This is a genomic window from uncultured Enterovirga sp., assembly GCF_964242715.1.
GTDB lineage: Bacteria > Pseudomonadota > Alphaproteobacteria > Rhizobiales > Beijerinckiaceae > Enterovirga.
Window position 1 is genome coordinate 68113 of sequence record NZ_CAXTAZ010000006.1, and the last position, 19055, is coordinate 87167.

22 protein-coding genes and 1 pseudogene are annotated in these 19055 nt (G+C 68.3%); 12 read left to right on the plus strand and 11 right to left on the minus strand.

Annotated features, from left to right (window positions below):
* Nucleotides 1-28: 28 nt before the first annotated feature.
* The 3 genes from ACFE87_RS05095 to ACFE87_RS05105 are packed head-to-tail and all read right to left on the minus strand — an operon-like array spanning nt 29 to nt 2026.
* Nucleotides 29-199 carry a hypothetical protein gene (locus ACFE87_RS05095; protein WP_375458539.1) on the minus strand — a complete coding sequence of 57 codons (171 nt, stop codon included), beginning with the start codon at nt 197-199 and terminating at the stop codon, nt 29-31.
* A gap of 10 nt (nt 200-209) precedes the next feature.
* Complete coding sequence (gene kdpA, locus ACFE87_RS05100; protein ID WP_375458540.1) at nt 210-1922, minus strand: potassium-transporting ATPase subunit KdpA; 1713 nt, start codon at nt 1920-1922, stop codon at nt 210-212.
* Between the two features lie 14 nt (nt 1923-1936).
* Complete coding sequence (locus tag ACFE87_RS05105; protein WP_375458541.1) at nt 1937-2026, minus strand: K(+)-transporting ATPase subunit F; 90 nt, start codon at nt 2024-2026, stop codon at nt 1937-1939.
* A 799-nt stretch (nt 2027-2825) separates the two neighbouring features.
* Here ACFE87_RS05105 and ACFE87_RS05110 point away from each other — a divergent pair.
* Nucleotides 2826-3005, plus strand: coding sequence for a hypothetical protein (locus ACFE87_RS05110; RefSeq protein WP_375458542.1), 180 nt, complete (start codon nt 2826-2828; stop codon nt 3003-3005).
* 89 nt (nt 3006-3094) lie between these two features.
* Here ACFE87_RS05110 and ACFE87_RS05115 read toward each other — a convergent pair whose 3' ends face one another.
* Nucleotides 3095-4903, minus strand: a complete 1809-nt coding sequence (locus ACFE87_RS05115) for a thiamine pyrophosphate-requiring protein (RefSeq protein WP_375458543.1) — start codon at nt 4901-4903, stop codon at nt 3095-3097.
* 160 nt (nt 4904-5063) lie between these two features.
* Between ACFE87_RS05115 and ACFE87_RS05120 the strand changes: the two genes are divergently transcribed.
* The 6 genes from ACFE87_RS05120 to ACFE87_RS05145 all read left to right on the plus strand — a co-directional run bounded on the left by ACFE87_RS05120 (nt 5064) and on the right by ACFE87_RS05145 (nt 9008).
* On the plus strand, nt 5064-5900 hold the full coding sequence (locus tag ACFE87_RS05120) for a DUF1194 domain-containing protein (protein ID WP_375458544.1): 837 nt from the start codon (nt 5064-5066) through the stop codon (nt 5898-5900).
* 48 nt (nt 5901-5948) lie between these two features.
* Nucleotides 5949-6638, plus strand: a complete 690-nt coding sequence (locus ACFE87_RS05125) for an alpha/beta family hydrolase (protein WP_375458545.1) — start codon at nt 5949-5951, stop codon at nt 6636-6638.
* Nucleotides 6639-6647: 9 nt separating this feature from the next.
* Nucleotides 6648-7409 carry a hypothetical protein gene (locus ACFE87_RS05130; protein WP_375458546.1) on the plus strand — a complete coding sequence of 254 codons (762 nt, stop codon included), beginning with the start codon at nt 6648-6650 and terminating at the stop codon, nt 7407-7409.
* Nucleotides 7410-7527: 118 nt separating this feature from the next.
* Nucleotides 7528-7836, plus strand: a complete 309-nt coding sequence (locus tag ACFE87_RS05135) for a hypothetical protein (protein ID WP_375458547.1) — start codon at nt 7528-7530, stop codon at nt 7834-7836.
* 212 nt (nt 7837-8048) lie between these two features.
* A complete protein-coding gene (locus tag ACFE87_RS05140) occupies nt 8049-8243 on the plus strand; it encodes a hypothetical protein (protein ID WP_375458548.1) in 195 nt (64 codons plus the stop codon).
* 3 nt (nt 8244-8246) lie between these two features.
* The gene (locus tag ACFE87_RS05145) at nt 8247-9008 is read left to right on the plus strand and encodes an SOS response-associated peptidase (RefSeq protein ID WP_375458549.1); all 762 of its coding nucleotides are present in this window, start codon (nt 8247-8249) and stop codon (nt 9006-9008) included.
* Here ACFE87_RS05145 and ACFE87_RS05150 read toward each other — a convergent pair.
* A pseudogene (locus ACFE87_RS05150) lies at nt 8976-10254 on the minus strand (Y-family DNA polymerase). The gene ACFE87_RS05145 and the pseudogene ACFE87_RS05150 overlap by 33 nt on opposite strands.
* Nucleotides 10251-10679, minus strand: a complete 429-nt coding sequence (locus tag ACFE87_RS05155; RefSeq protein WP_375458550.1) for a LexA family protein — start codon at nt 10677-10679, stop codon at nt 10251-10253. Before ACFE87_RS05155 ends, ACFE87_RS05150 begins: the two are co-directional and overlap by 4 nt.
* A gap of 219 nt (nt 10680-10898) precedes the next feature.
* Here ACFE87_RS05155 and ACFE87_RS05160 point away from each other — a divergent pair, with 219 nt between their 5' ends.
* Nucleotides 10899-11201, plus strand: coding sequence for a WGR domain-containing protein (locus tag ACFE87_RS05160; protein ID WP_375458551.1), 303 nt, complete (start codon nt 10899-10901; stop codon nt 11199-11201).
* On the opposite strand, the gene ACFE87_RS05165 is transcribed toward ACFE87_RS05160, so the two are convergent.
* The 3 genes from ACFE87_RS05165 to ACFE87_RS05175 all read right to left on the minus strand — a co-directional run bounded on the left by ACFE87_RS05165 (nt 11182) and on the right by ACFE87_RS05175 (nt 14367).
* Nucleotides 11182-11511, minus strand: a complete 330-nt coding sequence (locus tag ACFE87_RS05165) for a hypothetical protein (protein ID WP_375458552.1) — start codon at nt 11509-11511, stop codon at nt 11182-11184. The genes ACFE87_RS05160 and ACFE87_RS05165 overlap by 20 nt on opposite strands.
* 97 nt (nt 11512-11608) lie before the next feature.
* The gene (locus ACFE87_RS05170; protein ID WP_375458553.1) at nt 11609-13939 is read right to left on the minus strand and encodes a relaxase/mobilization nuclease domain-containing protein; all 2331 of its coding nucleotides are present in this window, start codon (nt 13937-13939) and stop codon (nt 11609-11611) included.
* Nucleotides 13936-14367 (minus strand): hypothetical protein, encoded by a 432-nt coding sequence (locus ACFE87_RS05175; protein ID WP_375458554.1) that lies wholly within the window; start codon nt 14365-14367, stop codon nt 13936-13938. Before ACFE87_RS05175 ends, ACFE87_RS05170 begins: the two co-directional genes overlap by 4 nt.
* 572 nt (nt 14368-14939) lie before the next feature.
* On the opposite strand from ACFE87_RS05175, the gene ACFE87_RS05180 reads away from it, so the two are divergent.
* The 3 genes from ACFE87_RS05180 (at nt 14940) to ACFE87_RS05190 (ending at nt 16701) form a co-directional block, all read left to right on the plus strand.
* Entirely contained in the window at nt 14940-15641 is a 702-nt protein-coding gene (locus tag ACFE87_RS05180) for a ParA family protein (RefSeq protein ID WP_375458555.1), read from the plus strand.
* Entirely contained in the window at nt 15638-16051 is a 414-nt protein-coding gene (locus ACFE87_RS05185; protein ID WP_375458556.1) for a hypothetical protein, read from the plus strand. Before ACFE87_RS05180 ends, ACFE87_RS05185 begins: the two co-directional genes overlap by 4 nt.
* A gap of 254 nt (nt 16052-16305) precedes the next feature.
* Nucleotides 16306-16701, plus strand: a complete 396-nt coding sequence (locus ACFE87_RS05190) for a helix-turn-helix domain-containing protein (protein ID WP_375458557.1) — start codon at nt 16306-16308, stop codon at nt 16699-16701.
* A gap of 216 nt (nt 16702-16917) precedes the next feature.
* On the opposite strand, the gene ACFE87_RS05195 is transcribed toward ACFE87_RS05190, so the two are convergent.
* Nucleotides 16918-17271, minus strand: a complete 354-nt coding sequence (locus tag ACFE87_RS05195) for a DUF736 domain-containing protein (RefSeq protein WP_375458558.1) — start codon at nt 17269-17271, stop codon at nt 16918-16920.
* 887 nt (nt 17272-18158) lie between these two features.
* Here ACFE87_RS05195 and ACFE87_RS05200 point away from each other — a divergent pair.
* The gene (locus ACFE87_RS05200; RefSeq protein ID WP_375458559.1) at nt 18159-18365 is read left to right on the plus strand and encodes a hypothetical protein; all 207 of its coding nucleotides are present in this window, start codon (nt 18159-18161) and stop codon (nt 18363-18365) included.
* Between the two features lie 268 nt (nt 18366-18633).
* On the opposite strand, the gene ACFE87_RS05205 is transcribed toward ACFE87_RS05200, so the two are convergent.
* Nucleotides 18634-18810, minus strand: a complete 177-nt coding sequence (locus ACFE87_RS05205; protein WP_375458560.1) for a hypothetical protein — start codon at nt 18808-18810, stop codon at nt 18634-18636.
* Nucleotides 18811-19055 lie beyond the last annotated feature (245 nt).

Here is a 19055-nt window from a genome sequence, read left to right on the forward strand (position 1 = left end):
ACAGATGCCCGCGTGCGGGACGAGGGTGTCAGCGGCCGAGCCAGGCCACTGCGTACAGGCAGGCCATCACGAGTATGACGAAGGCCGAGAGGCCAATGATCAGCTCGATCAGGCTCGGATCGCGGTGAGGGGCCGCGCGGCGACGCGCAGCCTTCGTGATGAAGAGCTTGGCTTCCAGCTCGCGCCGGGTCCGGAACATCGCGGCCGGATCACTGGGCCGCGAAGGTCTGGCCGGCGACCATCGAGAGGTGATCGACGATCGGGCCGAGCGCGAGCGCCGGGAAGAAGGTCAGGCCGCCCACGATCAGGATCACGCCGACCAGGAGCCCGACGAACAAGGGGCCGTTCGTCGGGAACGTGCCGGCCGAAGCCGGCAAGGTCTTCTTGGCCGCGAGGGAGCCGGCAATGGCCAGCGCCGGGACGATGACGAGGAAGCGCCCCATCAACATCGCGATCCCGAGCGTCACGTTGTACCAGGGCGTGTTGCCCGTGAGCCCACCGAAGGCCGAGCCATTGTTGGCCGCCGCCGACGTGTAGGCGTACAAGATCTCGGAGAAGCCATGCGGGCCGGGATTGGCGATCGAGGCCACCGCGGAGGGCAGCACGGTCGCGATCGCCGTGAAGCCGAGCATCGCGAGCGGCAGGCACAGGATGGCGAGCATCGCCATCTTGACCTCCTTGGCCTCGATCTTCTTGCCGAGATATTCGGGCGTGCGCCCGACCATCAGCCCGGCGACGAAGATCGCGATCACCACGAAGATCAGCATGCCGTAGAGGCCGGCTCCGACGCCGCCGACGATGATCTCGCCCAGCATCATATTGATCATCGGGATCATGCCGCCGAGCGCCGTGAAGGAGTCGTGCATGGCGTTGACGGCCCCACAGGAGGCGGCCGTCGTGACCACGGCGAACAGCGCCGACGCTACGATGCCGAACCGTACCTCCTTGCCTTCCATGTTGCCGCCGGTCAGGCCGAGCGCGTTGACGATCGGGTTGCCGGCGGCCTCCGCCCAGTACGTCACGGCGACGCCGGCGATGAAAAGGACGCCCATGGCGGCGAGGATCGCCCAGCCCTGGCGCTGATCGCCGACCATCCGGCCGAAGACGTTGGTCAGGGCCGCGCCGATCGCGAAGATCGTGACGATCTGGATGAAGTTGACGATCGCGTCCGGGTTCTCGAAGGGGTGCGCCGAGTTCGCGTTGAAGAAGCCGCCGCCGTTGGTGCCGAGCATCTTGATGGCGAGCTGCGACGCGACCGGGCCGACCGCGATGGTCTGCTTGGCGCCTTCGAGCGTCGTCGCCTGGACATAGGCGCCGAGCGTCTGCGGGACGCCGCGGAAAACGTAGACGAGCGTCAGCAGGATGCAGAGCGGCAGGAGAACGTAGAGGGTCGCGCGGGTCATATCGACCCAAAACGAGCCGACGGTCGAAGCCGACCGGCGCGCGAAACCTCGGATCAGCGCCACCGCGAGCGCGATCCCGGTCGCGGCGGAGAGGAAGTTCTGCACGGTCAGGCCGAGCATCTGGACGAGGTACGACATCGTCGATTCGCCGCCGTAGTTCTGCCAATTCGTGTTCGTGACGAAGCTCGCCGCGGTGTTGAAGGCGAGCTCGGGCGACACCGCCGACATCTCGGCCGGGTTGAACGGCAGGATCCCCTGCAGGCGCAGAAGCAAGTACAGGAAGGTGAAGCCGACGACGTGGAACAGCAACATGCCGATCACGTAGGTCAGCCAGTGCTGCTCCTGTCGCTCGTCGAGGCCGCCGAGACCGTAGAGCCCGCGCTCGACCGGGCCGAGCACGGGCGACATGAATGTGCGCTCGCCGTTGAAGACGCGGGTCATGTAGAGCCCGAGCGGCGGCACGAGCGCCACTACCACGGCGCAGAAGAGCGCGATCTGGATCCAGCCGATGATGGTCATGGCGAGCGTGTCCTTCAGAACCGCTCGGGGCGGACGAGAGCGTAGCCGAGATAGGCGAGGAGGCCGATCGTCACGAGGCCGGCCAGTGCAAGGTCGAAGATCATAGGGTTGCTCTCACAGCCGATCACAGATTGCCGCGTAGCCGACCGAGCCCATCAGAAACGCAATCCCAAGGGCAATGTAGATCAGGTCGAACATGACAACCTCGGGCGCGATGACGGTCTGAGGCAGAGAGCTACGCTGGAGCGCGTATGGAAACGAGATAGGCGCGAGCACTCAGAAATAAGAATCTCATAAAGATGCGAGACCCAAGCCGGATGCGTCTAAGGCTGCAGGATGCCACAATCCGGTGCTGCAGAATCTCGACCGTCTTGATGTAATCAAGCAAGGTTCACAGGCGAGCCTTTATGCCGAACCAGCTAGGATTTGCTGGCGCTCGGGCACCCATTCTGACCGTCATCTTCGGCCATGACCTCGCAAGCAGACCATCTGGAGACGGCTACGTCTCTGATCTTCGTGACTCGCCTCTGCCTTCGACTCGCGATCCTTGCCGGCTTCGCGGCCGCCAGCAGTCAGCCGTTCTGGGCCGTGCTCGCCACTCTCCTTATTGTAGCCGCGGGCTTAAGCGTCGTCATAGCCGTGACTCGTCGCGAGCTCGTTCTCAGCTCTGTCCTGACGCATTGGGACGAAGCGGCCATCTACGCCTTGCTGAGCCGGGCCTTGGTCGTGCTCTCGATGCAAAACCTCATACACGGGTGAGTCGTGCCCGAGCCCGTACGGTCCTCAGCCGCGCGAGAGATACCCTCGCAATGGTTCCTATTCCGACGACTCCTCTTCCGGGAGCATGCCCTCGGGATAGTAGTCTACACCTGTTCGGTCGCTGAGCGCAGCGGGAATGCGCTCGTGGCGCTAACGCTCCTGACCTGCGCCGTGTCGTGGTCCTGGTTCGATGGGCTGATGCCGCCGCTCCGCTGGTGCAAATACTGCACGCCCTTAGTTGAGAGCATTCTCCTCTATATCGGCGCTATCGCGGTCGCGAACGTGCTCCGCCTGTTGTTTGGTCAACCGTCCGTCGGCTGGTAGCGCGATGCCGGCGTCTCGCAACCGTTCCCGGACAGCGGCTCCAGCCGCACCTCACGTTTGTGTCTCTGTCCTAGATTAGTGCCAGCTATCTAGCCGTCACCCTCACTCGCCTTACCCGCACTCGGCAGGATCGCCCCGATCATCTCTCGGGCGGTGTTGGCCAGGACGCTGCCGAGCTCCGGCTCCCCCGCCAGCAAGGCGCCCATGAAGCTGCGCGCCTGCTTCAGCGTGATATGCGGCGGCAGCGGCGGCACGTTCGGGTCGGTCACCATGTCGAGCACGAAGGGGCGGTCGGCCGCCAGCGCCTCGTCCCAGGCCGCCCCGACCTCCTCCGGATCTTCGACCCGGCGGCCGCCCAGACCGATCAGCTTCGCGAACTCGGCGTAGGGGACGTCGGGCAAGGCCTGGCTCGCCTCCCACTTCGGATCGCCCAGCTGCACCCGCTCCTCCCAGGTCACGTAGGCGAGGTCGCGGTTGTTGAGGACCATCACGACGAGCCGGGGATCGGTCCATCGCTTCCAGTACTTGGCGACCGTGATCAGCTCGGCCATGCCGTTCATCTGCATGGCCCCGTCGCCCACGAGCGCGATCACCGGCCTCCCCGGATGGGCGAACTTCGCCGCGATCGCGTAGGGGATCGCGCAGCCCATGGTGGCGAGCGTGCCCGACACCGAGCCCATCATCCCGCGCCGGAACTTGAGGTCCCGCGCGTACCAGACCGTCGTCGTGCCGCTGTCGGCCGTCACGATGCTGCCGTCCGGCAGGCGTTCGGAGAGCTCGTAGGCGACGCGCTGCGGGTTGATCGGGTCGGCGTCGGCCATGGCCATGCCGCGCGCCTGCTCCCACGAGGCGACGGCGTTCTCTTCCACCGTCTCGCGCCAGCTCCGATCGGCCTTCTCTTCGAGGAGCGGCAATAGGGCACGCAAGGTCGCGGCGGCGTCGCCGACGAGGTTGACCTCCATCGGGTAACGCAGGCCGAGCATGCCGGCGTCGATGTCGATCTGAACACCCCTTGCCTGGCCGACCTCCGGCAGGAACTCGGTGTAGGGAAAGCCCGAGCCTACCATCAGCAGCGTGTCGCAGCCCTCCATCAGGTCCCAGCTCGCCTTTGTGCCGAGCACGCCGATTGACCCCGTGCAGAAGACCACGTCGTCCGGCACCGCGGCCTTGCCGAGCAGCGCCTTGGCGATCCCGGCCCCGAGCCGCTCCGCCACCGCGATCACCTCGTCGGTCGCCCCGAGCGCGCCGGCCCCGACCAGCATGGCGACTTTGCCGCCAGCATTCAGCACCCCTGCTGCTCGGGCGAGGGCCGCCCGGTCGGGCACGACGGGCGATACGTCGAGACCCACGCCCGAATGGGTCATGGCGTGCTCGCGCGCCGGCTGCTCCATCGGCAGGACCTGAAGGTCGTTCGGCAGGATCACGCAGGTGACGCGGCGCTCAGCCTTGGCGATGCGGTAGGCGCGGTCGATGAGGTGAGGCACCTGGGCGGGTACGAAGGCGGTCTCGACATAGGCCCCGGCAACATCCTTGAAGAGGGATTGGAGGTCGAGGTCTTGCTGGTAGTGCGAGCCGATGGCCGAGCGCGCCTGCTGACCGACGAGAGCGAGGACCGGCTGGTGATCGAGCTTGGCGTCGTAGAGGCCGTTGAGGAGGTGGATGGCGCCTGGGCCCGAGGTCGCGAGGCACACGCCGACCTCGCCCGTGAACTTGGCCGTGCCGCAGGCCATGAGCCCGGCCATCTCCTCGTGGCGCACCTGGACGAAGTCGATCGCGCCTTCCGTGCGGGCGAGCGCCCCGATGAGGCCGCCGATGCCGTCGCCCGGGTAGCCGAAGACGCGCCGCACGCCCCAGGCCCCGAGGCGCTCCCAGATGAAGTCCGCGACCGTGCCCGCCATCGTCTTTCTCCGTGCAGGCCGGCCGTAGACGGTCCCGCGATCATCGGTTGAGCTCAAGCACTCGCTTTTCCGAGAGCGGATTTCAAACGGCTCCCACAATCAAGCGCGACGAGTCTGCTACTCTGCGCTTCGCTCAGGGCCGAGCGAGGAGACGCCATCAATGCCGATTTGGTCGCTGGGATGGGCGAATGCCGGACCGGTGCGATCGGCCCAGGCCGGGTTGCTCGCGCTTCTCTGCCTAACCGCAGCGCCTGTTGCGGCCACAGCCGCCGAGGCCGGCCAGGAGGTCGACGTCGCGCTCGTTCTGGCCGTCGACGTCTCCTGGTCGATGGACCCCGACGAGCAGGATTTGCAGCGGCAGGGTTTCATCGAGGCGTTCCGTTCGCCGGCAGTTCACGACGCGATCCGCAAGGGGATGCTCGGGCGAATCGCGGTGACGTATTTCGAGTGGGCCAGCGCCGCGCACCAGCAGGTCGTCGTGCCCTGGACCGTGATCGACGGATCGGAAGGGGCGCTGGCCTTCGCCGACCGTCTCGGCCGAGCGCCGCCCGGGCGCGCCTATTACACCTCGGTGTCGGCCGCGATCGACTACGGGATCGAGCTCCTTGCACGAAGCGGCGTGGAGGCCTCGCGCCAGGTCATCGACATCTCCGGCGACGGGCCGAACAACGACGGCCGGCTCGTGACGACCGCCCGGGACGCGGCCGTCGGCAACGGCATCGTGGTCAACGGGCTCCCCATCATGCTGAAGCGCCCCACCCAGTCCTGGGACATCGAGAACCTCGACGGCTACTACCGCGATTGCGTCATCGGCGGCGCCGGAGCCTTCCTGGTTCCCGTGCGCGAGCGAGCCCAATTCGTCGCGGCGATCAGGACCAAGATGGTGCGGGAGATCGCCGACGCGCCCGCCCCCGCGCTCGTCCGGCCCGCCCAGGCCGAGACTCGCGCGGACTGCAGCATCGGCGAGTGGCTGCGCCGGCAACGGCCGTGGAACTGAGCGGGGCTCGTCACGCCCGGCGGCAGCGTCCTGGAAAGCGGCTTCCAGGTGGCCGAGACCGGCTCTCTGGCGCTCGCCGTCGCTGGCGCTGGCTCGGTGTCGGCGCTGTTTCGGCGCCCTGCGATTGCCCGAGCCTGCTTTGTCATGGCCCACGGGGCCGGGGCCGGCATGATACACTCGTTCGTCGAGTCGGTTTCGGCCGGGCTCGCGGAGCGCGGGGTCGCGACCTTGCGCTACCAGTTCCCTTTCATGGAGGCGGGCTCGAAGCGACCTGATCGGCCCGCCGTCGCCCATGCCGCCGTCCACGCGGCCGTCGCGGCCGCCGGACGGCTCGCTCCCGACCTGCCGCTGGTGGCCGGCGGCCGTTCCTTCGGAGGCCGGATGACCTCGCAGGCCCAGGCGGCATCCGCGCTTCCGGGCGTCCGCGGCCTCGCGTTCCTGGGCTTCCCGCTGCACCCGGCAGGCCGTCCGTCGAGCGACCGAGGCCGGCATCTCGCCGACGTGGCGATCCCGATGCTCTTCCTGCAGGGAACCCGCGACGCCCTCGCGGACCTCCACCAGCTTCGCGCGCTGGCCGAAGAGCTCGGCGAACGCGCGACGCTCCGGCTCCTTCCCGACGCCGACCACGCCTTTCACGTGCCGAAACGTTCGGGTCGCACCGACGCGGACGTGAGGCGCGAACTCCTGGACTTACTGGTCGCCTGGATCGACACCACGATCCTGACACGCTCGCGGTAAGGGGAGGCCATGGCTGCACGCGAGACGCGCGACACAGCGCCGGACGTGCAAGAGACTGGCAACCTGTTCGTCCTCTACCGGCCCAAGGTCGAGCACGAGGCGGCCGCCTCCCAGGAGGACATAGAGCGATTGCACGTCGTGCTGCGGCCGAAGAGCCGCGCGCTCTGGCGTCTCCTGGTGGTCGGCGCGAAGCGCCTGCCCGATCTCCGCTCGCACGAGCGCAACTGGGGCTTCGTCGACCGGGTTTTGCGCCAGCCCGAGGAGGTGCGGGAGTTCTTCGCGGCGCAAAACTACGAGACCAAGACGCGCGGCACGCGCCACCTCGCGCCCGCACGACCCGCCGGCGAAGGCGTGTACGCCCTCGTGCGGCGCAGCGGTCAGATGCACCTGGCCTGTCGGCTGGAGCTGCCGGAGGCGCCCGGTCCCGTGCAGGAGGCGCTCGGGATCCCGGCCGAAGCCGTCTACGCCCTCTCGATCAAGAACCCTGAGGCGCCCGGCGCGGCGCTCCTCGGCGACGGCAAGGCTCGCTGGCCCAAGCGCCTCCAGGCCGGCTTCAAAGGTCGGCGTTACGAGGGCGAAAGCGCGGCTCCCCTCGACCACGAGGGCGTGGAGTTCCTGCTAACGGGCGTCGAAGCGCGCGTTGGCGCAGCGCTTTCAAGCACCATCGAGGCCGAGGACGAGACCTCGCAGAGCTCCGACCTGCTCAAGCTGCTCGGCACCCGACGGGAGCGCACGGCGACTGAACCGTTGATCGAAAGCCTGTGGGCGTGAACGCCGGCGCCGGTTCAGGCGGCGCCTCACCGCCGCATCGCGCCCCCGCCCTTGCGGCGGACCGGGACACCGGGCCACACATGAAGCGGCATGAAGCAGACGGATGGACGGGGGCGGCATGGGCACGACCTTGACGGGCCAGTTCGAGACACGGCGCGAGGCGGAGATGACCGTCGAGCGGCTGGTGCAGGAATACGGGGTCGACCGAGCGAGCATCCTGATCGCGGCCGCGGGCAATGAGAACTCTGCCGGGGAGGAGCAAGCGGGCTCCGATCGCGCGGCTGGTTCTCCGACCCCGGAGAGCCGCGACGATGCGGCGTTGCACGGCAGCATCGTCGTCACGGTCGACTTGAGCGACGAGGAGCTGGCCGGCAAAGTACGGGCGGCCTTCGTCGAGTTCGAGGCGTTTGACGTCGAGCAAGACTAGGGGAAGGGGCACTCAGCGAGCGCTCGGACAACTCGCGATGCTGCCGTCTGCGCGGTAGTCTGGCGAGCATGCGAAGCGCGCTTTGTCTTCCATTGGCCTTTTGTCCGATCGTAGCCCTGGCGGTTACGCCGGAGAGTTCCCGGGCTGTCATCCTCGCCGCGCGAAGCGGCGAGGTGATCGGGGCAGCTTCCGTCTGCGGCGTTCCAGAAGGAGTGCTCGTCGATGTCGGCCGGGAAGTCATTCGCCGCATCCGCGATCTGGCCACGACCGCAGCGGACACCGAGCGCGCCCGCCTCGCCCATGAACGAGCCGTCGAGCGCGGCGCTGCTCGCGTACTCCGTGCCGGCGACACAGCTTGCCCGGAGGCCCGGGAGCGCTTTCGCGCGCTGTCGCAGGATGGCCGCTGAACGATGTGCAACCTGTACAGCGTGACCAAGGGCCAGGACGCCATCCGCCAGCTCTTCCGGACCGACCGCGACGACACGGGCAACCTCCCTCCTCTGCCGGGCATCTTTCCGAACTACCCAGCTCCCGTCGTCCACGTGCGCGACGGCGCCCGCTCCCTCTCGCTGTATAAGTGGGGCATGCCATCCTCCGAGCAGGCGTTGTTCGAGGCGACGAAGAAGCGAGCCGACAAGCTGCGGGCAAAAGGCAAGCCGGCCGACTTCAAGGAGCTGCTGCGGCTCGAGCCCGACGGCGGCACCACGAACATCCGCAACACGTCGAGCCGGCATTGGGCGCGATGGCTCGGACCCGAGAGCCGGTGCCTCGTCCCGTTCACGTCGTTCAGCGAGAACGAGGTGCTCCCGAGCGGCGCCCGTCCCTCGGTCTGGTTCGCTCTCGACGAAAAGCGGCCGCTGGCCTGCTTCGCCGGCATCAAGGTCGAGGGCTGGACGTCGGTGCGCAAGATCAGGGACGGTGAGTCGACCGACGACCTGTTCGGGTTTCTCACGACCAATCCGAACCGCGAGGTCGGAGCAATCCACCCGAAGGCGATGCCCGTGATCCTCACCACGGACGAGGAACGTGACGTCTGGCTCCGGGCACCGTGGGGTGAGGCTGTTGCCCTCCAGCGGCCACTGCCTGATGGCGCCCTGCTGATCGTCGCGCGCGGCGAGAAGGAGGACCCGCCTCCGGGATCACGCGGCCCTGACGACGGCAAGCTCCTCTAGCCGCGTGGTGTAGCGCGGCGAGCGCATCTCGAACTTGGTCGACCAGGTCCGCCGCGGCGCGAAGCCAGCGACGCCCGGGACGACGGCGCCCCGGCCCCAGCGCTCGTTGCACCGGTCGAGAGCTTCCATCAGCGCTCCCCCGGCCTCCCGGTCGAGCGCTCCAATTGGCGCTCTCTGAGAGTTGGCGAGCGGCACGAGGTCGACCGTCACGATGCCGGCCTTGCTGTAGCGATAGCCGTCGCGCCAGACTCGCCGCATGCCCCAGGTTGCGGCCTTGACCAACGCCATCGTGTCGGAGGTTGCCTCCGGCAGCGTGACGACCGTCGAGACCGAGCGCTGCGGCGCGTCCGTGTCATGCTCGGAGGTGTGGAAGAAGACCGTGACGTGGTCGGTCCCGAGCGCCTCACGACGCAGCTTCTCGCCCAGCCGGGCGGCATGGGTCGCGATCGCCTGCTCCATCGTGTCTCGGTCCTCGACCCGGCGGGAGAACATGCGGGTGACGGCGCAGCCCTTCCGGGTCGGCGTGAGGGCTTCCAGGCTGAGGCAGGACTGCCCGCGAAGCTCGTAGACCATGCGCTCGCCGACGACCGTCAGCGCCTTTCGGGCCGGCCTCGGGTCGAGCGCGGCCACGTCCGCGACCCGTGTCGCACCCGAACGCCCGGAGCTTCCGGGCGGAGGCCGGGCCAATGCCCCAGACCTCCTCGAGCTTCGTCCCGGCCAACCATCGGGCGCGCTCGGTCGGGTCGGTCGGGTCGCAGACGCCCCCCATCTCCGGCTCGTGCTTGGCGATGTGGTTCGCGAGCCTCGCCAGCGTCTTCGTCGGCCCGATGCCGACGCAGGTCGGGATGCCGGTCCAGCGCAGCACCGTCGACCGAAGATCCCGGCCGAGCGGCACGCGGTCAACCGGGCGCACCGGCGTGAGGTCGAGGAAGCTCTCGTCGATCGAGTAGATCTCGACGTCGGGCGCGAACCGTCGATAGATCTCGTTCGTTCGCCCGCTCATATCGCCGTAGAGGGCGTAATTCGACGAGAACACCCGCACGCCCTCGCGGCGGCAGCGATCCCGGATCTTGAAACATGGGTCGCCCATCCTGATGCCGAGCGCCTTCGCCTCCGCCGTGCGGGCGATGGCGCAGCCGTCGTTGTTCGACAGCACGACGACCGGCAAAAGCCGGAGGGACGGGTCGAAGACCCTCTCGCAGGAACAGTAGAAGGCGTTCCCGTCGATAAGCGCAAAAGCCCTCATCGCGTAGCGCGGCGGGAAGAGCTGATCGACGACACGACACCCCAGACCTCGACCAGCGCGTCGGATGGCACCTGGAATAGCGGGTAGGTGCGGTTCGCGAAGGCTAGCTCGATCCGGCCGGACCGTGGCGCCCAGACCTTGAAAGAGCGCTCGCCATCGATGTCCACCACGACGACGTCGCCAGGCCGAGGTGCGAGGCTGCGGTCGACGACGGCGAGATCCCCATGATGCAGGCGCTTCTCGACCATGCTGTCGCCGTCAACGCGAATCAGGAACGTCGCCGGCCGGTTGCGGATGAGCAGCTGCTGGAGGTCGATCTCCTCCTCGGCGAAATCGTCCGCCGGCGAGGGAAAGCCGGCGCGCACCGCTGACCGAAGAACCGGGAGGGGCAAGGGTCGCCCTATGACGATTTCGATCGCGTGCATCTCTTCCTCGCTGATTAGAACGAAAAAGGAACATCGAACACGCTTTGGTCAACCCCGCGCTGATCAGAGGCGGGTTGGCTGAGGCGCGGCAAGGGGAAAGGGGGGCTGCTACGTCGGCCTCCCGGCTACGAAGTACGCCATCACGACCATGAATCGAACCACCCTGACCGATTCATGAAAGTCGTTGGACGGCCCGGGCGCGGCTCCGGATGATTCGGCATGTCGGCCGCGATCTCATCCGTGCAGCTCCTCGTGCTCGAGCGTCGCGTGCCGAGCGCGAACATGGCTCGCTTCTACGTCCTGTCGCTCGAGGAAACCCTGTTCGGCGACACAGCGCTTGTTCGAGAATGGGGCCGCCTCGGAGCGTCCGGCCGGCGTCGCCTCGACCTCTTCGAGGCGCGTGCCCAGGCCAGCGAAGCGCTGGAAACCTGGCTCAGCCGGAAGCAGCGCAAGGCTACGAGCTGCGAGCGTGTTCCTGCTGACCTCGCCCTTTCGCTGCCTCTCAAGTCCGTCGCCTTTTGATCGCGGCGAGCGACTGGCGCTGCAGGACAGACGGCCCGCGATCTAGGTCCGCAGCGCGGTCAGCGCGTAGCAGCGACAACATCGCGGCGTCGAGCTCCGCATAGGGCGCGAGAGGCCCGACCAGCGCTTCAGGCGTGCGCACCTCCCGCTCGTCCAGGCCAAGCCAGAGGACGACCAGGTCGTCGGCTTCGCGATCGCCCGCTACCCGGTCACGCACCACAGTGCAGAAATAGGTCTGCAGCGGGTTGTCCCAACCGCACGCGACGGTGTGGTCCGGGACCTTCGACGGCAGCCTGCGCCGACTGCTCATCGCACGCGCCTCCGGCCTGAGCACATCCCCGCTGCCGCCGGATGTGACGGTCCGACAAGAGCGTTGCATGCGCCGGAGCGGCGCGCGCCCGGCAGGCTCACGTGAGCCGCTGGCCCTTGATCGCCTGCGCCTCGCCACGCTCGGCCTCGATCTCGCGAAGCACCCGCTCCTGCTCGGCCCGGAGCTTGCCGAGAGCGTCCGTCTGCACGAGGCCGATCGGAAGCGGCTGGGCGGGATGATCGGCCAGGACGCGCGCGGCCTCGACGGCCGCCGCGGCCTCGCGCGCCTCCCGGGCCGCCGCCTGCTGCGTGCCGGCGACGACCGCCCGCTCCGACCGGAGCTCGCGCTGCGCCTCGGGATCCGCACGCCCCCTCCCTTCCTGTCGGCGCTCGACCTCCACGGCCCGGTCCGCCAGGAGCTGTGCCGAAGCCGCCTCGCGCGTCTCGCGCGCCTCGACCTCTTGGGCCCGCGAAATCAGGCGATCCGCGTTGACGCCGACCAGGCTTTCAACCTCTCTTCGTGAGAGCTGTTCAACGCCGATCTCCTGCACCCGTTGCAGGTCGATGCGGTTCGCGAGCGTCTCGAGATAGCGGGCCGAGGCCTCTTGGAATTGCTGCTTCGTGCCGCCGTCGAGGAGGTCGCTCGTCCGCGAGACGGCCTCGTTCATGACCGCCAAGTCCTTCGCCATTTGGTCCGACGTGATCGCCATGCCGTCCTCCTTCGTCGTGAGCTGACCCACCCGCCTACTTATCGTGTGCAGGATGCCGCCGACCGTCTCCGCCGTTGCGACCCGGGCCAGCATGCCGAGCGCGGTCGCGTTTCCGGGGTGCTCGCCGACGACCTGCCGCCAAACGGCCGTGTGCTCGCCGGCGGCACGTCGTTCCGTGTCGGTCGTCGGGAGCCTGATCGGGTTGGCGCGCGCCGTCCGGATGCGCTGCCGGGCGTTGTCGATCAGCCGACGGTTGGCGGGGTCGGCTGCGTAGGCGCGATCCCGCACTTCGCGAGCGGGTCGAGGCCGCTCGGCCGCTTCCACGATCGCCTTGTCCCTCGGCCCGTAGCTCTGCGAGGAGGCGCGCTCCCGGGCACCGGTCGCGACGATCTTCAGCCCTTCGGCCTGGGCGTGCTCGGCATAGGCCTGCCGCCACTCCCGAAACGTGTCACGGCTGGGGTGGACCTTCTGACCGGCCTCGTTCCGGACCGTGATGACGGCGTGGGCGTGGATGTGTCCCTCGCCTTCCTTGTCGGTGTGGACCCCGAACATGAACCGGTGGTCCGCGAAGCGGTCGTGCAGAAAGGCGCGAGCGGCCCGGGTCAGCGCCTCGACATCGGTCCCGGCCTTCGCCGAGATGATCAGGTGCATGGTGTCGCGCGAGGACTGGGAGCGCAGCGACGGCCCCCATTCTCGCGCCGCGATCCGGGCGTCCGCCACGTTCGCGACCGCCCTGCCCCGGTCGTCGGTCGCCGCGCCCTTCTCGATCAGCCTGCCCAGCCGGTAAGTCACTCCATCGCGGCCGTGGCTGCTCGCGCCCGGGACGACGCTGATGGCGTGGACCGGAAAGCCGGTCACCTCCCCGATCCTGGCCTTCGCGGCTGCCTCGGAGGCCGGATCGAGCCGGCGCTCGACGAAGCCCCCCTCCCCTACCCCGATGCGCTCTTCGCGCACCCGGAACCGCTCTCGCGCGGTGCCGGCCATGGCGACGACGAGCTGCGCCTCCAAAGCGCCTGAAGGCAGCGCGTCGAGGCGGGCAGCGTATCGGTGCCCGGCGAAGCCGGACGCGATCGCCTGCTCGTACAGAGCCCTGCCCTCGGGCGTGTCACGGACGCCGTGCAGCGTGAGCCGCATCGCGGCCGCGTCCTGGCTCTCCGCCCGCTTCTCGAAGCCTGCCGACCAGGCCTTGATCTCCTCGGCGACCGCCTCCCGGTCCGAGAGCATCCGGCCGTCATGGGTCTCGAGCGGGACGTCCTCGCGCTGCACGTACTGACCCGTGGCCGTCGCCCGGGCCACGCCGCGCGCGAACGACACGACCTTGATCACGGCCGGCTGGTAGCCGGCCGCGATCTGCCGGGCGCGGCCGAGCGCGTCGCCCTGCCCTCCCCCGAGGCCCGATCCTCCACCGCCGCTGTTCCCGGCCCGGCCCAAGCTCGACCGCGCTTGCTGTCGCGACGCGGAGCCCCCACCCGTTCCGGCCGGAAGCCCGCGGCGACGCTCCTCGTCCTGGCCGCCGCAGATGGTCGTGCCGCGGATGACCTGCACGGCAGCCGGCGGGGTCGGGAGCGGGCCGACCCGCCCTCGCCTCCCTCGGAACTCCTCATCATCGAGGATCGGTGACGGTCGGCGACTGCGACGCTCCTCGCGGGCCGCGCCGACGGCTCGCCGGGTCGTCTCGACCTGCTCGACCCACCAGGCGATCTGGGCCGCGCGCGTCACGCCGTTCGCTCCTCACGGTCGATCTCGGCCGGCAGCCGCAGCCCCGCCTCGCGCCGGAGCTTCGACCCGTAGGCGACCGTCATCTCGGTGAGCTCGTCGTTGATCTCGGCGACGACGCCGTGCAGCCCGCGCCAGACCGCCTCGGTGTCCTCGATCCGCACGGCCTGACCCCGGTGGATGGCTCGCAGGAGCTGCGACAGGTTGCGCCCGACCGCTCGGACCTGGCCGGCGAGCGTCACCACCGCCTTCGTGTTCTCGGCCGACAGCGCAGGCCCAGCTTGGACGGAGCCGCGGATCAGGCGTCGCACGACCTCCGCCTTCGGCAGCCCGAACAGCTCGACGGCCTCCTGGAGATGACGCTCGTCGGCGTCGGACAGCTCCGTCCGAAGCCTCGGCTTCCGTCTCGCTGTGCGGGCCGCACGCGCCAAGGCGCCCTCCCCTTCCAGCCTCGCTCGGCAGCCGATCCGATCCGGATCGGCGTTCCCGCCGCGCGAGCGCCACGGCTGCGTCGAGCAGCCTCCTCAGGTTTGGCCCACAAACCGGTATCTTGTCAACCAATGGACATTATACTGACGAAAGAACCTCTCCGCAGGAACGGCGGCAACGCCAATCCGAGGAAGGCCGCTTGGACCCCGTCATCCGCATTCCGCGAAGCGGCCTTCACCGGCAACACCGCAACCCGGTATGAACGACATACGGCTTTCAAGGACTCCGATCAGTCCACATTGCGATCATCCAGCAACTCGCCACTGCGCTAGCAGCGCAGCACGACATGGCGGCAGCGCGTTCATCCCGTACCCGCGAACCTCGGCTCTGACGCGACCCCGCAAGCGTGCATCCCGTCAAATCGTTCATGCGGTCATCCGGGAATGCCGCTGTTCCGCAGCTCGTCACGATCGTAGTGCCGTCCTGCCGTCTTGCGCGATAGACACTATAATGTATGGTGATCTAACCGCCGTGACGCCGCTGCGTTCCCTGCCGACCTGGTAGCAGACCTCAAATGCCGAGCATCTTCGCCGTCACGAACCCGAAGGGCGGCTCAGGCAAGACCACTGTCGCGATCATCCTGGCCGGCGAGTTCGCGAAGCACGGCTATGCGACGGCGATCGTAGACGCCGACCCGCAGGGGTCCTCGTATCAATGGCACGCCTCCTCGGTCGCGAGGGGCTTGAGCCCGGACGGTGTAGACCTGGTCCGAGCCGCCGACGAGAAAGCCCTGGCTCAAGCCATCGACCGCCTCGACGCCTATGACGTCCTGGTCGTCGACACTCCTGGCTATTACGGCGAGGTAGTGATCCAGGCAGCGCTCCGGGCCGATCTCGTCGTCCTGCCCAGCAAGGTGCACACCTTCGACGCCTCGCAGGTGGTCCGCACGATCCGCAACCTCGAGAGGCACTCCGCTACGGCAGGCTTGCCGATGAGCCAGCACCGGGTGCTCTTCAATGAATACGACAGCCTGGACCGGAACACCCGGCCGCTTCGGGAGGTCGTGGCCTATCTCGACGCCGAGCGCGTGCCGGTTTGTGCGAACGCGCTCTATCGCCGAGTGACGTACCGCACGATGACAAGCGGCCACGGCACGCTCTACCAGATGAGCGACAAGGACGAACCGGTCCGCAAGGCGCGCTACAACGCCGACCAGGTCGTCCGTGAACTGCTCGCGGCGAGCCAGGACGGGGCGTCGGCGGAGGCCGCGGCGTGAGCGATCGCGGCGAAGCCGCCCGATCGGACCGCCCTCCCCTGCCCCGCGACTCGCATCGGCTGCAGCGGCTTGCTTCCGTCGGCAATCCTGCACCTGTCGTGATCACGCCGGACTACCCGGAGCCGCCGGTCGGAGCCAAGTCCCCGGAGCCGCACCCTCCGGCGGGACCCGACGCAATCGCAAGTTCTCAATCTGGCCGCGCCAAAGCCAACAGCGCCCGAGACCCGTTCGAGGGCTATGGTGGGCGTTACGCGTCGCGACCCTTCGCCTTGCGCCTTCCGGACGCGATCGACCTCGCGCTGCGTCAGATGGCGGCCGAGGCGCGGACCCATCCTCTCCGGATCATCGACCGGATCCTCCACGACCACCTGAAGCAGATCGGACGCCTCCCCCCGCCAGACGGTGCCTGACCACAGGTCCTCCGCCGTACCTACGGCGCTATGTGAGAGCGCGGTCCGGCTCCGGACCTGCTCCGCTTCGCTAAGGTCGCTGCGCGACTGGACAGCCGCGCACATCGGCCTTCACGCATCGATCTGTTCGCGCCAGGAAGGATGCCGGTAGCTTCAGCCGTTAAACTTTCGTCTGTTAGAATGAGCAAGAGTATACAGGACGCACCGAGGCGGTTACGCGTGCCCCTGGCCTCGTCCCGGAACGTACCTTCGCCATGCCGCCCGCCCGCAAGTCGAAGTCCGTCGACGCCTCTATCCTGAATGAGATGCTGGCCATCCGACTTCAGCAGCTCGAGGTCGAGAACGGCGGCGTTGAAGCGTTCATCCGGAAGACCGGGCTAGCTCGAGGCACCTACCATCAGGTGCTCCGAGGCATAGGGAATCCGACGCTCAAGACGCTGGATCGAATCGCCGCCAGCCTCGACATGAGCGTCATCGAGCTGCTCGGCTTCGACGTGGATGACGCGCGCCGGGCTCTGAAACGGAACGGCCACAGCTACGAATCCCTGACCTCCGCGCTGGGCAAGCGCAGGGAGGCCGACAGCCTCCTCGCTCGCGATCGAAAACCTGCCCGTCGGCCGAGAACGGCGAAGGTCGCCGAGAAGCCCTGAACCCGGTCGGGCGAGCAGCGAGGCCCCTCCCTTTCTCCGGCCCGTGCTGGTGGGACCAGCCGGCGCGCGGCGCCGGTGACGGGCGTCCTGACGTTCCCCGCCGCGGCGCAGCCGCACGTCGGCTGCGTGGACCCGCGAGCGTCCGGATAGGAGACGGACCGGAGAGGGGGAGGTTTGCCCCGCCCGGGCATGTTCCGGGCGGGGCTTGGTGAGCCGCTACTGGCGGGTCTGGGGTCGGCGGGTGGCCGGGCGCTTGGCGGGGCGCTTCGGCCGGTTCCAGATCAGGGCGTAGCCGCCCGTGTCGCGGTCCTCGACCAGGTTGGCGAAGATCGGGGCCGGGAGCGAGGGATCGTCGATCCGGACCTGGTGGTAGAGCCGCCCGCTCTCCTTGCCGGTCTTGGCCCAGGCCGCCCCGAGCTCGACCTCGCCCGCGAAGAGCCGGTAGGCGGGAGCGCCCTCCTTGTCGGAGTCGACCGGCTCCATGGACACGGAGGCGTCCAGGTTGAGGGTGCGGATCTGGCCCCGGAGGAAGCCGTGGTCGGAGGTCGTGAAGGTGCCGATGGTCGCCATGGTGCTCTCCTGTCTGTCTCTCAAGGCCGGCCATTCGACCTTGATGGCGATCGACAGGCTGGGGGCGGGAGGCCCGGCACCCGAAGGGTCGAAGCGGAGCGGAGAACGGCAGGCAGACGGCTATTTTGGCTCGCGAGGAATGCCGCAGGCAGGGGAAAATAGCTGGCGGACGCCGTTGCCAGGACGAGCGAGGGAGCGCAGCTCCCGCACCCCGGCCAGATCAGCCCATCACAGGACGACAGGCACGGACCTTCCTAGGACAGACACCCAGGAGAGAACACCCGCGACGCCCCGCGCACACACACCGGCCCAAGGCGAACAACGCAGCCAGACCGCCCCCACCTCGCCGACCCCTCCAGCCGAGACGAACGACCGGCGAGGGCTGCAAACCCCTGGCATTGGCATCGGGTGGGCGCAGATCAGGTGTCGGCCCAGGCTCCGACCAGGAGAGCGGCCGGCTTGCCCCCGGCCTCAGGACCTTGCCGTCCCGACCCGGCCCGGTCGCGTCCCCTCGCACGATGTAGCGGCTCGCATGCGCGTCGGCCGGTCAGACGGCCGGAGCCACGCACGCTCCTGAACGCCCTTCACGATCTCAGGCTCGTCCTGCCGTCGCCACAGGCCAACGTCCTGCGGCCTGATACATGGACGAGGCGCCTCGGCTCGTACGGTGGCGGCCTCCTCGACGACACGGTACTGACGGTTGCAGGACGCGGTAGCAGGCTGCAGAGGTCGATCCCAGCCCCGGGCCGCTCGACAGCTGGCGCCACGCTGCAGGCAACCGCGGCGGGCTGGGCTTGTCCTGTCACAGGCGTTACGGGACATCGCTCGACCGAGACTCGACACGCGGGCGAGTTCGTTCTTAATCTGTTCTCGTCACGAGAGCAGCCATGGGCAAGTACGAGGCCGATCACGAACCCTTCCCGACGGACAAGGACGTCGATGAAGTGATCGGGGAGTTCCGGGGCGACGCTCGGCAGGCCGTCCGGGCCTTGCTGCACGATCTCGCGGTCCTCGCGGCGGACTACGACGCCCCGGTCTCCAGAGGCTATGTCCGTGGCGTGATGCCGTGGTCCACGATGCGGAAGTCGCGATGAGCACCCTCACCTTTCACATCGCGCTTCCGCCGTAAGGGACAGGACGGCCAGCTCTGCCCCGACCAGCCGATCGAATGCCCCTCCCCCGCAGCAGCGGTATCTCGCGCCCGGGCTGCGGTCGCCAACCGGGCTGGGGCGGTCGCGTTCTCACAGACCGGCGATCCGGATCGGCGAGTACGCGGATGCCGTCGTCCTGGCCAGGATCGGCGACGTGCCGACCGATCTGGAGAGCGTGTCGGGATAGCGAGACGATGGTTGCTCGCTCGCCTTACCTCGCCCGCATGCGACACAGCCCGCTCGCGGCCCGCATCGTCAGCTCACCTCCCGACCAGCCATGCTGCGACATGACGGCGGGCCAGCCTTCAGACGTCGGCTTATTGGCTGTGCTGACGATCATCTTCGAGACGCCCAGTTTCTCGTGCAGGTAGACGAATCGCGCCGGCATCGACCGTGACCGCCACAGCGACTTCGCCCGAGGCACCCTGCCCTACGATCATCCTGGCCGTCCCACCGACTGGGTCGACGTCGCGAAACGTCAGTCTTACCACCTCGGCGTTTTCGCGAACGAGTTCGTGGCGGCGTAGCCGCGAACCGTCGAAGGCGAGTATCGGCGTGAGATCGCAAACCACCTCAAGCTGACAGGTTGACTGCTCCCAAGCTGGAGCGAACACGAGAGACGCGAGGCCGACC

Excerpts from the sequence above, each read along its gene's own strand:
- ACFE87_RS05095 (WP_375458539.1), bottom strand. The coding sequence starts at position 199 with ATGTTCCGGACCCGGCGCGAGCTGGAAGCCAAGCTCTTCATCACGAAG.
- kdpA (WP_375458540.1), bottom strand. The coding sequence starts at position 1,922 with ATGACCATCATCGGCTGGATCCAGATCGCGCTCTTCTGCGCCGTGGTA.
- ACFE87_RS05105 (WP_375458541.1), bottom strand. The coding sequence starts at position 2,026 with ATGATCTTCGACCTTGCACTGGCCGGCCTCGTGACGATCGGCCTCCTC.
- ACFE87_RS05115 (WP_375458543.1), bottom strand. The coding sequence starts at position 4,903 with ATGGCGGGCACGGTCGCGGACTTCATCTGGGAGCGCCTCGGGGCCTGG.
- ACFE87_RS05120 (WP_375458544.1), top strand. The coding sequence starts at position 5,064 with ATGCCGATTTGGTCGCTGGGATGGGCGAATGCCGGACCGGTGCGATCG.
- ACFE87_RS05130 (WP_375458546.1), top strand. The coding sequence starts at position 6,648 with ATGGCTGCACGCGAGACGCGCGACACAGCGCCGGACGTGCAAGAGACT.
- ACFE87_RS05135 (WP_375458547.1), top strand. The coding sequence starts at position 7,528 with ATGGGCACGACCTTGACGGGCCAGTTCGAGACACGGCGCGAGGCGGAG.
- ACFE87_RS05145 (WP_375458549.1), top strand. The coding sequence starts at position 8,247 with ATGTGCAACCTGTACAGCGTGACCAAGGGCCAGGACGCCATCCGCCAG.
- ACFE87_RS05155 (WP_375458550.1), bottom strand. The coding sequence starts at position 10,679 with ATGCACGCGATCGAAATCGTCATAGGGCGACCCTTGCCCCTCCCGGTT.
- ACFE87_RS05160 (WP_375458551.1), top strand. The coding sequence starts at position 10,899 with ATGTCGGCCGCGATCTCATCCGTGCAGCTCCTCGTGCTCGAGCGTCGC.
- ACFE87_RS05165 (WP_375458552.1), bottom strand. The coding sequence starts at position 11,511 with ATGAGCAGTCGGCGCAGGCTGCCGTCGAAGGTCCCGGACCACACCGTC.
- ACFE87_RS05180 (WP_375458555.1), top strand. The coding sequence starts at position 14,940 with ATGCCGAGCATCTTCGCCGTCACGAACCCGAAGGGCGGCTCAGGCAAG.
- ACFE87_RS05190 (WP_375458557.1), top strand. The coding sequence starts at position 16,306 with ATGCCGCCCGCCCGCAAGTCGAAGTCCGTCGACGCCTCTATCCTGAAT.
- ACFE87_RS05195 (WP_375458558.1), bottom strand. The coding sequence starts at position 17,271 with ATGGCGACCATCGGCACCTTCACGACCTCCGACCACGGCTTCCTCCGG.
- ACFE87_RS05200 (WP_375458559.1), top strand. The coding sequence starts at position 18,159 with ATGGGCAAGTACGAGGCCGATCACGAACCCTTCCCGACGGACAAGGAC.
- ACFE87_RS05205 (WP_375458560.1), bottom strand. The coding sequence starts at position 18,810 with ATGCCGGCGCGATTCGTCTACCTGCACGAGAAACTGGGCGTCTCGAAG.